Annotated in this window: 12 protein-coding genes, 1 pseudogene and 1 riboswitch; of the genes and pseudogenes, 11 read left to right on the top strand and 2 right to left on the bottom strand. The window is 38.1% G+C overall.

The genetic code is table 11. The features are described from left to right. Positions 1-119 (top strand): IS3 family transposase (locus tag DWA31_RS17515; protein ID WP_136037966.1); only part of this gene is annotated, 119 nt, incomplete at its 5' end. 370 nt (positions 120-489) lie between these two features. Here DWA31_RS17515 and DWA31_RS17510 read toward each other — a convergent pair. Further along, positions 490-1,227, bottom strand: a pseudogene (locus DWA31_RS17510) (hypothetical protein); the annotation flags it as partial. Positions 1,228-1,429: 202 nt separating this feature from the next. Then, positions 1,430-1,509: riboswitch (cyclic di-GMP riboswitch) on the bottom strand. A gap of 886 nt (positions 1,510-2,395) precedes the next feature. On the opposite strand from DWA31_RS17510, the gene napF reads away from it, so the two are divergent. The 8 genes from napF to DWA31_RS10315 all read left to right on the top strand — a co-directional run bounded on the left by napF (position 2,396) and on the right by DWA31_RS10315 (position 8,668). Next, positions 2,396-2,905, top strand: coding sequence for a ferredoxin-type protein NapF (gene napF, locus DWA31_RS10350; protein ID WP_114326510.1), 510 nt, complete (start codon positions 2,396-2,398; stop codon positions 2,903-2,905). Between the two features lie 27 nt (positions 2,906-2,932). Beyond that, positions 2,933-3,076 (top strand): TIGR02808 family protein, encoded by a 144-nt coding sequence (locus DWA31_RS10345; protein WP_114326509.1) that lies wholly within the window; start codon positions 2,933-2,935, stop codon positions 3,074-3,076. Between the two features lie 77 nt (positions 3,077-3,153). After that, positions 3,154-3,459, top strand: coding sequence for a chaperone NapD (locus DWA31_RS10340; RefSeq protein ID WP_114326508.1), 306 nt, complete (start codon positions 3,154-3,156; stop codon positions 3,457-3,459). Continuing rightward, positions 3,456-5,945, top strand: coding sequence for a nitrate reductase catalytic subunit NapA (gene napA, locus DWA31_RS10335; RefSeq protein WP_114326507.1), 2,490 nt, complete (start codon positions 3,456-3,458; stop codon positions 5,943-5,945). Before DWA31_RS10340 ends, napA begins: the two co-directional genes overlap by 4 nt. Positions 5,946-5,969: 24 nt before the next feature. Beyond that, on the top strand, positions 5,970-6,728 hold the full coding sequence (napG, locus tag DWA31_RS10330) for a ferredoxin-type protein NapG (protein ID WP_114326506.1): 759 nt from the start codon (positions 5,970-5,972) through the stop codon (positions 6,726-6,728). Then, positions 6,728-7,594, top strand: coding sequence for a quinol dehydrogenase ferredoxin subunit NapH (napH, locus tag DWA31_RS10325; RefSeq protein WP_114326505.1), 867 nt, complete (start codon positions 6,728-6,730; stop codon positions 7,592-7,594). Before napG ends, napH begins: the two co-directional genes overlap by 1 nt. Further along, positions 7,591-8,058, top strand: a complete 468-nt coding sequence (locus DWA31_RS10320) for a nitrate reductase cytochrome c-type subunit (protein WP_114326504.1) — start codon at positions 7,591-7,593, stop codon at positions 8,056-8,058. The genes napH and DWA31_RS10320 overlap by 4 nt, the downstream gene beginning before the upstream one ends. A gap of 19 nt (positions 8,059-8,077) precedes the next feature. Further along, positions 8,078-8,668 (top strand): NapC/NirT family cytochrome c, encoded by a 591-nt coding sequence (locus tag DWA31_RS10315; protein WP_114326503.1) that lies wholly within the window; start codon positions 8,078-8,080, stop codon positions 8,666-8,668. Between the two features lie 74 nt (positions 8,669-8,742). On the opposite strand, the gene DWA31_RS10310 is transcribed toward DWA31_RS10315, so the two are convergent. Next, on the bottom strand, positions 8,743-9,084 hold the full coding sequence (locus DWA31_RS10310) for an IS4/Tn5 family transposase DNA-binding protein (RefSeq protein WP_114326502.1): 342 nt from the start codon (positions 9,082-9,084) through the stop codon (positions 8,743-8,745). A 273-nt stretch (positions 9,085-9,357) separates the two neighbouring features. Here DWA31_RS10310 and DWA31_RS10305 point away from each other — a divergent pair, with 273 nt between their 5' ends. Continuing rightward, positions 9,358-10,032, top strand: a complete 675-nt coding sequence (locus DWA31_RS10305) for an ANTAR domain-containing response regulator (RefSeq protein WP_114326501.1) — start codon at positions 9,358-9,360, stop codon at positions 10,030-10,032. Between the two features lie 298 nt (positions 10,033-10,330). Then, positions 10,331-11,716, top strand: a complete 1,386-nt coding sequence (locus DWA31_RS10300) for a CmpA/NrtA family ABC transporter substrate-binding protein (protein WP_114326500.1) — start codon at positions 10,331-10,333, stop codon at positions 11,714-11,716. Positions 11,717-11,839 lie beyond the last annotated feature (123 nt).

Genomic DNA, 11,839 nt, shown 5'->3' with positions numbered 1-11,839 from the left:
AGGAAGATGTTGAAGCGTATATCCGATATTACAATCAGATCAGGCTTCATACATCAAACGGTGATTGCTCTCCAATTGAGTTTGAGCAGTCCACAATAAATGTGTCTTATGCTGCTTGACCAGAACATCACCAGAAGCAGTGTCAAAATGGAACACATCTATGTCAGTATCGGTTTCAATGACACCTTTATTATCCGTCCTAACATTTAATGGATCAAACTCAGGATTACTACTTGCAATAAATCCTTCGCTATCTACAAATAAAGCGGTAGCCGAAACAGCGTCATTACCATGATCATCATTTCGATACATTAATTTATTCTGAATAATACTGAGATCATCTTGAACGTTATTTGCATCAGGATATTCACCTTTACTCCATTGCGTAACGTTTTTTTGATAGCCGACACCCATAATAGGTGCCCATGATGTAACACCTGAGCCATGACCGGTGTAATAACCTGCTGTACTTGTGCCATCATGTCCTAAGGCTAAGTTATGGCCCAGTTCATGTGATGCCGCTTCAGCTACATAAGGTGGATAACCCGAACCAAGGTTGTCATAATAAACAAGTGCAGGCTGGTAGTATGGATAATTTGAACGCCCCCAAACATTTACATAAGCAATACCTCCAGCTGAACCACCACTAGGTAATAAATCTCCTTTAGCATCTCTACCGCTGGTAATCAGTATGTGTCCAACATTAGGACCAAAGGCAGCAGGTGCTTCAGTTGTCACATCAACATCAAAAGGAGCATAATCTTCTGCTATACGATGCCAAATCTCACCAATAGCCTTACGCTCTGAAGTAGAAAAACTGGTACTATTTCCATCTGTATCATAAGGTTTTGCTTCGTAATTACTCACACCCGTATGGGCATTCCAAGCTGTTCCTGAGAAATTAAAGCCAACCACATTCACATAAACAACATTTGCTGCACCGGGCTTGCTATGCAAACTAAATGTATCTATAGGATTTATACCTGCTTGTGTCGGATCGGCCTCTAAAGCAGACTGACTAATTTGCTCAGGAAGTTCGGTATCCTCATAAAAAACAGCACCATGTTTATCAACATTAATGTTGGCAATATCATTAGCAGGAAAGCTAAAACTATTAAGCCATTTTACTGCTCGCTCTTGAGCAGATATAGGCAAGCTTTTTAGCCTTGTTTTTAGTTTACTTCGGGGGAGATCTCCAGTTTTAAAAGGAGCTACTTGGCCATACATTTTGGACTTAGCAGGAACTGCAGGGGCAGCAAGTACAGCGGTTGATAAAATTGAAGTAACAAGAAAAGTTAAGTATTTAATTTTCATATTAGTATAGTAGCTCCATCAAATCTCAGACTACGAGATAATTTAAAAAAATGGTGCTGAGGTATATGAAGTACTTAAAGCATTTGTCGCATGGCTTCGTTACAACTCAACTCCTTTAGGTAACCGTTCGACCCTTAATGTATGAGGGCACTGGTTTTGCGTCACCGTATTACTACAGTTTTGCCTTTATTCGTAAGAGCTAAGAGCTCAAGCGCGAACAATGAGGTTTATACAGCTATTAACAATCAAACAGTGAACATATTTACAGTAGAGTATAGAAATGGGTAATCGCCTCATTTGCACACTTTACAATAAAAAGTAGTGTATCAGAAGGGTTAATCCCTCACTTGTCTAAACCTACGTATTTCGGGCCATGTTGAACATCGCTTCTTGCAGGAAAACTGTACGATTTCCCTGTAGAATATTGGAAGGAACAACGCTATTACCGATCTATATAATAGACCTGAATATGAAGTTCAGCTCGGGGTGACCGCCTAAAAAGGTTTTAAAATATCCAAGTAACTCAACTAGATCTAAAATATATATTTGAGCTTGCAGATAAAAATTCGTTAAAGCAGCAAAAGTATAATTTATAAAGAACACGGTAGATATTCTAAATTATTCCATTAAATCTATTTTTATTTTTATTTTTATTTTCAATATTTGTAACTACTCACCTATCGTCACTCCCGAGATGTTTTAATCGGGAGTCTAATGTTTAAAACAGGCAGATTCCGGCTTCAGCTTTGTAGTTCCAGACCAAAGCTAGACCCTACGTCCTATAGGCAAAGACACAACCGGAATGACGTGCACGCTGGGTATGGTGAATAATTACCAATATTTAAATTAAGTTTACTAAATATAATGCTATAACATGAGAAGTTTGGAAAAAAATAAACATCTGCTACACTCAATAAAAGTTTAATAAATATCATGCTTATTATATCAATAAAAACTATAAGGTTATAAACAAACATTGATTGAAATCAATATATCTAATAACAGCTTAGCTAATATATACGTAAGGTCATTATGATCATTGAAATTAACTTGTTAAATACAGTATTAAGGAACAATACATATGGTTGATTTAGCACGTAGAAATTTTTTTCGTGGTAAAAAAATATCAACCCCTCCAGCAATTAGACTCCCCTGGGTTATTAATGAGCAACATTTTATTGATGGTTGTACTCAATGTGCTGATTGCATAACGAGCTGTGAAGAAAATATTATTGTTAAAGGTGATGGTGGTTTTCCAAAAATAGATTTTTCAAAAGGTGAGTGTACCTTTTGCCAGAAATGTATTGAGGTTTGTAATCAGCCATTATTCGTTGATGAAAGAGAAGATAGTCAGACCGCTTGGCAGTTAGATATAAAGATAAAAAATAATTGTTTAGCAATGAATCAAGTGGTTTGTCAAAGTTGCCAAGATAGTTGTGAGCCTGAGGCGATTAGTTTCAAATACTTAACGTCGAAAACTCCTCAGCCTCAAATAGAACTTGATAAATGTAATGGCTGTGGGGCCTGTGTTTCCATTTGTCCACAAACTGCCATTGAATTAACACCTAAATTAGTAACAGAACTAACATAAATTTTACCAAAGTTTTAGGAGAAAAAAATGAGTGCACTTGAGCAAATGATTTGGAACGTTTTAGGCTACTCGTCTATGCCAGTGATCTTTCTTACTGGTTTTGCCGGTACGGCGTTAGTTGCCGTTGCTGTTTTAAAAATGTTTGGCGCTAAAGCGGTAAACCCAAAGTAAACCCAAAGTAAACCCAAAGTAAACCTAGAATAAAATACTTAGAACTATATTGTTTTACATAAAAAGGGGTTAATAATTTGATTAATCTATTAGAAGAAGAACCAATCAATATTGCCGGTGTAATGTTTGTTTCTCATCCAGATAAAACAGAACAAGTTTCGGGAGAGCTTGCTGCTTTTCCTGGAGCTGAAGTGCATGAAATTGGAGATAACGGATCTATGGTCGTAACCATAGAAGAAAACGATTTAAATAGAGGTGAAAAAGGCAAAGGCCTTATTAACACCATAACAGACATGAGCAATTTACCGGGTGTTATCTCGTCATCATTGATTTTTCATCATAATGATTATGGACTACCCCAGCATCAAGGGGAAAAAAAATGAGCTTAACAAGAAGAGACTTTATTAAAGCAAATGCTGTGGCAGCAACTGCTGTAGCAGCTGGCATAGCTGTTCCCGCATCTGCGTCTAATTTAATAACAAAGTCGTCAGACTCTGCTATTAAATGGGACAAAGCACCGTGTCGTTTCTGTGGTACGGGCTGTAGTGTTTTAGTCGGTACTCAGCAAGGCAAAGTGGTTGCAACGCAAGGTGATCCTGATGCACCAGTAAACAAAGGCCTAAATTGTATCAAAGGCTATTTCTTATCTAAAATAATGTATGGTAAAGATCGTTTAACCCAACCGTTACTTAGAATGACTGACGGTGAATACGCGAAAGAAGGTGAATTTACTCCGGTTAGTTGGGATAAAGCTTTTGACGTAATGGCTGATAAATTTAAAGCAGCGCTAAAGGAAAAAGGCCCTACGTCAGTAGGTATGTTTGGTTCAGGCCAATGGACGGTTTGGGAAGGTTACGCTGCGTCTAAATTAATGAAAGCGGGCTTTCGAACCAATAACCTTGATCCAAATGCTCGTCACTGTATGGCTTCTGCTGTTGGTGGATTCATGCGTACTTTTGGTATAGATGAGCCAATGGGATGTTATGACGATCTTGAACACGCCGACGCGTTTGTTCTTTGGGGTTCAAATATGGCTGAAATGCACCCTATTTTATGGTCGCGATTAACCGATCGCCGTTTAAGTTCTCCTCACGTAAAAGTACATGTTTTATCCACATATAAACATCGTAGCTTCGAACTGGCAGACAACGGTATGGTGTTCACACCGCAAACCGATTTAGCTATCTTAAACTTTATCGCGAACTACATTATTCAAAACAATGCAGTTAACAAAGACTTCCTTAAAAAACACACTAATATTCGTGAAGGTGTTACTGATATAGGTTATGGGTTACGCCCTACACACCCGTTAGAAAAGTCTGCTAAAAATCCAGGTAGTGGTGGCTCTAAACCAATGAGCTTTGATGCTTATGCTAAGTTTGTCAGCGAATATACCGTTGAATATGCATCCAAATTATCGGGTGTTCCAGAAGCAAATTTAATTGAAATGGCTAAGTTATATGCCGACCCTAAAGTGAAGGTAACTTCATTTTGGACCATGGGATTCAACCAACATACACGTGGTGTTTGGGCAAACAACCTCATGTACAACGTGCATTTATTAACAGGTAAAATTTCTGAGCCTGGTAACAGTCCGTTTTCATTAACAGGACAACCTTCAGCATGTGGAACTGCTCGTGAAGTAGGAACATTCTCACACAGATTACCCGCAGATTTAGTTGTTAAAAACCCTAAACATAGAGCTTTTGCTGAAAAAATATGGAAATTACCCGAAGGCACTATTCCGCCTAAACCGGGTTATCACGCAGTTTTACAAAATCGCATGTTGAAAGACGGTAAGTTGAATGCATATTGGGTAATGTGTAACAACAATGTTCAAGCCGCCGCTAATCTTAATGAAGAAACACTACCGGGCTATCGTAACCCTGAAAACTTCATTGTTGTGTCTGACCCTTATCCAACGGTTACAGCACAGGCAGGCGATTTGATTTTACCAACGGCAATGTGGGTAGAAAAAGAAGGTGCCTATGGTAATGCTGAACGACGTACCCAATTTTGGCATCAACAAGTATCTGCTCCAGGCGAAGCTCGTTCAGATTTATGGCAGTTAATGGAATTTGCAAAACGTTTCAATATTGAAGAAGTTTGGCCTGAAGAACTTTTAGCTAAAATGCCTGAATATCGTGGAAAAACCATGTACGACGTGCTTTATAAAAACGGGCAAGTAGATGAATTTCCAACCACAGATTGTAAAGGTGAACTTAACCAAGAAGCTGATGATTTTGGCTTTTATGCTCAAAAAGGTTTATTTGAAGAGTACGCTCAGTTTGGACGCGGGCATGGTCATGATTTAGCTGATTTTGATCGTTACCATGAAGCACGCGGTCTACGCTGGCCTGTAGTGGATGGTAAAGAAACACTATGGCGCTTCCGTGAAGGTTACGACCCATACGTGGAAAAAGGTAGCGACGTTCAGTTTTATGGTAAGCCTGACAAAAAAGCAGTTATATTTGCTTTGCCGTATGAGCCACCAGCTGAGTCTCCAGACGAAGAATTCGATCTATGGCTAAGCACCGGTCGTGTACTTGAACATTGGCACTCTGGTTCAATGACTGCTCGTGTACCTGAGTTGCACAAAGCGTTTCCTGATGCTGTTATTTTTATGCATCCGGATGATGCTAAATCACGTGATTTACGCCGTGGGCAAGAATGTATTATTCAATCTCGTCGTGGTGAAGTAAGAACGCGTGTTGAAACTAGAGGTCGTAATCGTCCACCGAAAGGTTTGGTCTTTATGCCTTGGTTTGATGCAAAACAGTTAACTAACAAACTGACGCTTGATGCGACTGATCCACTTTCAAAAGAAACGGATTACAAGAAGTGTGCTGTCAGAATACTTAAAGCGTAACTGGCTCAAACATAGAGAATAAGCATGGCAGCAAAAAAACCACAAGCACCAAGAAAAACGTCAAGGCGTCAGTTTATTACTGACGTTGGCCGTGGTGTTTGTGGCTCAAGTTTGTTAGGGCTTGGTTTAGCTACTTATTCCAAACAATCACAAAGTTTGGCTGCTCAATGTTTACGACCACCAGGAGCATTAACAGAAGAAGAATTTTTAGCTGCATGTGTGCGTTGTGGGTTATGTGTTGAAGCATGCCCATACGATACTTTGAAGTTAGGCAAAATATTTGAGCCAGTTACAACGGGTACTCCTTATTTTGATGCGAACGTTATTCCATGTGAAATGTGTGAGGATATTCCTTGCCAAACCGCCTGTCCAACAGGCGCTATTTCACCGGAATTAAAATCAATTGACGACGCTCAAATGGGATTAGCTGTATTAATTGATCGGGAAAACTGTCTGAATACTCAAGGTTTACGTTGCGATATATGTCATCGTGTTTGCCCTCTAATTGATGAGGCTATAACACTTGAGATAGAGCGAAACACACGTACCGGATTTCATGCGATGTTTATTCCTACTGTGCATTCAGAACTATGCACGGGTTGTGGTAAATGTGAACATGCTTGTCCGTTAGAAGAGGCAGCCATAAAAGTACTACCATTAGAAATAGCTAAAGGTGAATTAGGTCATCATTATCGTTTAGGTTGGATTGAAAAAAACCAAGCCGGCGGTTCCCTTATTGATGAAGTGTTAGATTTACCTGATCGTCTTCCTGGGACTAAGTAATGAAAGCCTCAGTAGGTCAAGAAGCAATAGATAAAAAAGGGTGGTTAGGCGCCCACAAATTTTTGCTGTTACGCAGAGTAAGTCAATTAGGAATATTAGCTTTATTTTTAATGGGTCCTTTGTATGATATTTGGATATTAAAAGGTAATTTGAGTTCTAGTGTGCTGTTAGACACTATACCCATGACAGACCCTTTTATGCTACTGCAATCACTAAGTGCAGGACACACTCCAGAGCTAACAGCCATTATTGGTGCGTTAATTGTCTTTTCTTTTTATTTTATTTTTGGTGGTCGTGTTTTCTGCTCTTGGGTTTGTCCTGTTAACTTAATTACGGATAGCGCACATTGGTTGCGTAGAAAATTAAAAATTCGAGCGTCAACTAAACTGTCTAGAAAAACGCGTTTTTGGGTTTTAGCTATGACACTCATTTTACCTTTTATTTTAGGTACTATGGCATGGGAGCTTATTAATCCAGTATCAATATTTCATCGAGGTGTGATATTTGGTATGGGCTTAGGCTGGGTAGTGTTAGTTGGCATTTTCTTATTTGACTTAATGCTTGTAGAGCATGGCTGGTGTGGGCATATTTGTCCATTAGGCGCTTTTTACAATATTGTAGGACGATATAGTCCGATTAAAGTATCAGCTTATCAACGTGATAAATGTGATAAGTGCATGGACTGCTTTACGGTGTGTCCCGAACCGCAAGTGTTGAAAATGCCTTTGTTTGGTGAAGGTAAAGGTTATGGCCCAATGATTGAGTCAGCTGATTGTACGAATTGTGTACGTTGCATAGATGTGTGTTCACAAGATGTTTTTAAAATAACAACAAGATTGCCTATTATGGCGGAGGTAAAACAATGAAAATATTATCGTTAATAATGATTGTGTTGGGGATGGCTGTATCAGGATCATCAATTGCTCAAGACCAAGAAGAATTTAATTCAGGTGGTTTAGAAACGATTCGAGGTGCGACAAACATTGATGAAACACGTAAAGCTGAAGCATTAAAGCGTGTTCATAAAGACAGAAACCCAATAGCACGTAACTATGTGCATCAACCTCCTGTTGTACCACATCAAACTCGTGGTTACCGAGTAGATAAAAACAGCAATAAATGTTTAACCTGTCATGGTTGGAAATATGCCGCTGAAACTGGTGCTACCAAAGTGAGCTTAACTCACTTTGAAACAAGAGATGGCAAAGTGCTTAGCGATGTTTCACCTCGTCGATATTTTTGTTCTCAGTGTCATGTAACTCAAGCAGATGCAAGACCTCTAGTCGAGAATACCTTTAAACCTGTTGATTCATTGATGAATAATGATTAGCAATATCTAAGGAAGTATTATGACTCAAGAAACAAAAATGAAACGTATTTGGCACTATTTAAAATCTCCTAGCAGTGCAGGTTTATGGCTTATTCTTGCACTTGGCTTTACAGGCGGTGTTATCTTCTGGGGTGGGTTTAACACTGCCTTAGAAGTAACAAACACTGAGGAGTTTTGTATTGGCTGTCACGAGATGGAAGATAATGTGTATGAAGAATATAAAGAAACTATTCATTACTCTAATCGCTCTGGCGTTCGTGCAACATGCCCTGATTGTCACGTACCTAAAAAATGGACTCATAAAATCGTTCGTAAAATTGCTGCTAGTAAAGAAGTTTGGGGCATGCTTACTGGTTTGATTGATACAAGGGAGAAGTTTCAGAATCACCGTCGAGAGTTGGCTGAACGTGAATGGAAGCGTATGAAAGACAATGATTCGGAAGAATGTCGTAATTGTCATAACTTTGAATATATGGACTTTTCTGAGCAAGGTAATCGAAGCGTTAAAATGCATTCAAATGCTTTAGCATCAGGTGAAAAAACGTGTATTGATTGCCATAAAGGTATCGCTCACGAATTGCCTGACATGAAAGGTATTGAAAACTGGTAAATCATTTTATTTAAATCGAAGAAAGCTTAAAGCCTTATTAATAGTTTAAATTAATAAGGCTTTTTTATAACTTCTTACACATTATGGCGGTAGCTTAATGTTGAAGTATCTTCTAATGCTAACATCTTATTCGACAACATTAACTCAGGTAAAAGTGAATATAAGCCAGCAATGGCAATATCATCGGCCTCGATTTTGTCATTTCGAATAAAGCGATAAGCACCTTCAATTGCTGCTTGTGTTCCCGATGCTTTAACGATTGAACTACTTGTATTGCTCGCCATTAAATGGCTAAGTTTGACTAGTCGTTTAGTGCGCCTCTCGCCTCCTAACTCAGCATTAGCATTAGCATTAGCATTAGCATTAGCATTAGCCAATAAATTATTTGCCCATTCCTCTGAATCTTTTACAAGCATTTTCTTAAAGTCTTAATGATGATTTAACGTTACTGATCTGATCATCAAAAATACAAAAAGTTCAGTTCTAATAAAAATTTATTTGTGTATAAGAGTTAGGCCCTGACATTGTGCTCTAACGCGTAATATATTTTATGAATGGTGCAAGCCAAAGGGAATAACACCTTAAAATAAAGCTAAGTAACTGATATTATTTATTAATTAATTACGGCTCAAATTTTGCAGCATTGTCTTTGATACCTATAAGTAAGCTAACAATTTAAGTATACAATTATGACATCGAACTATCCCTTATACAAAACGAAAAGTAACAACCAACAAAACTCTATTTCTTCTAGCAAACCTATTTCAGTGCTATTAATTGAGGAAAAACAAACGAGTAGTTCTGCGCTAAAAAAGGCGCTCATTGATTTTGATTTTAAAATTGCTAAGCAGTTGTCATTTGATGACAATATTATTAAAGAGATAGAGTCATGTAATCCGAGTATTTTAATACTAGCTACAGATGTACCAACAGACAAAACTCTTAAAGTTTTAGCTGAAATAAATCAATTATTACCTTTACCTATTATTATTTTTGCTGAAAATGATTCTCCTAATGTTATTAAAAAGGCAATAAAAGCAGGTGTAAGTGCTTATGTTGTGCATGAAGTATTACCCCAACGTATAAATAGTATTATTTCTGTGGCTAATGAGCGCTTTAAAGAAGTACAAGTGCTGCGAGACGAATTAAAGCACACTAAAAACCAATTAGAAGCCCGAAAACACATTGAAAGAGCAAAGGGCTATATCATGCAACAGAAACAAATTAGTGAAAACGCAGCTTATTCCGATTTAAGAAAAATGGCGATGGATCAAGGCAGCCCTATTGCCACTGTTGCAAAAAACATCATTGATGTTTGTGAACTATTATCAAGCCCAAAGTTGAACAATGATGGTGCATTTTAATTTTTTTGTGCAAAAAAAAATTAAAATTATATAAAAATAAAGAAAAATCCTTTATAAACAGCAAAATACAAGTGGCACACTGCTTGCATTATCAATATTAGAGTAAAAACACTTTTTTATCAACGGCGATAAAAATAGATAAATATGTCTGTTCGCAACGAAGCGACAGAATAATGCAAGAAATTTACCTTGCGTGATAAGAGCAATGGCGCTCATCAATAATCAACCTTAATAGGGTGATGTTTGGTGGGCGTTTTTTTTTGAAAAAATTTAATTATAAAACTTTAAGGATTTAACAATGAATTGGAAAAAATCAATAAGCGCTACTTTAAAAAGTACTGTGCTAAGTGCAGCGGTGGTGCTTTCATTCACTAATATTGCCTATAGCGAATCATTAGGGGAGCCAGAAAAAGAAGAGTTAAAGTTTGGCTTTATTAAACTAACTGATATGGCTCCTATTGCTATTGCTTATGAAAATGGGTATTTCGAAGATGAAGGTTTATATGTAACAATTGAAGCACAAGCCAACTGGAAAGTGCTGCTTAATGGCGTGATTGATGGCACGTTAGACGGCGCCCACATGCTAGCAGGTCAACCAATTGCTGCCACCATGGGATATGGCACAAAAGCACATATTATTACCCCCTTTTCAATGGACCTGAACGGTAACGCTATTACTGTTTCTAATGATGTTTGGAAAAAAATGAAACCAAACATTCCAAAAATGGCTGACGGTCGTCCTGTACATCCAATTAAAGCTGATTCATTAAAGCCGGTTATCGATTCATTCGCCGAAGAAGGCAAGCCGTTTAAAATGGGCATGGTCTTCCCCGTTTCTACCCATAACTATGAATTACGTTATTGGTTAGCTGCTGGCGGTATACACCCAGGTTATTATGCGCCACATAAAGGTGATAACTCAGGACAAATTGATGCACAAGCCTTGCTTTCAGTAACTCCGCCACCCCAAATGCCATCAACGATGGAAGCCGGTACTATTAATGGTTATTGCGTAGGTGAACCGTGGAACCAACAAGCCGTATTTAAAAACATTGGTGTACCCGTGGTTACCGATTATGAAATATGGAAAAACAACCCTGAAAAAGTATTTGGTATCAGTGCCGCTTTTGCAGAAAAGTACCCAAATACCACCATTCGCTTAACACGCGCGTTAATTCGTGCTGCTAAATGGCTAGATGACAATAGCAATGCTAACCGCCCAGCTGCCGTTAAAATATTATCTCAATCTAATTATGTTGGTGCTGATTACGATGTGATTGCCAATTCAATGACAGGTACCTTTGAATATGAAAAAGGGGATAAACGAGCTGTGCCTGATTTTAACGTATTCTTCAGATATAACGCGACGTTCCCATACTACTCCGATGCCATTTGGTACTTAACACAAATGCGTCGTTGGGGGCAAATTTCAGATGATAAAAGTGACCAGTGGTATAAAGATCTAGCAGCAAAAGTATATCGTCCTGATATTTATGAAAAAGCAGCTAAATCACTGATTGCCGATAAATTAATTTCAGCCAGTGAATTTCCTGACTTTGCTAAAGAAACCGGATTTAGAGCACCGCAAAAGCATTTCATCGACGATATCGTTTATGACGGTAATACACCGAACGCCTATTTAGAAAAATTCAAGATTGGTCTTAAAAAAGGCGACAAGCTTTAAGGGGAAGCCATTAAAGTGCATATCAGAAAAAGGAGTAATCAATGAGTTTAACAACAGTAAGTTTAAGTAGATTAACCAATACAGATCAGGTGATTAACATTTTTAAAAATACCCTAAGTAAAA

This window comes from Candidatus Colwellia aromaticivorans (assembly GCF_003333305.1).
Classification (GTDB): Bacteria; Pseudomonadota; Gammaproteobacteria; order Enterobacterales; family Alteromonadaceae; genus Colwellia; species Colwellia aromaticivorans.
This window is presented reverse-complemented; position numbering and strand designations above follow the sequence as displayed.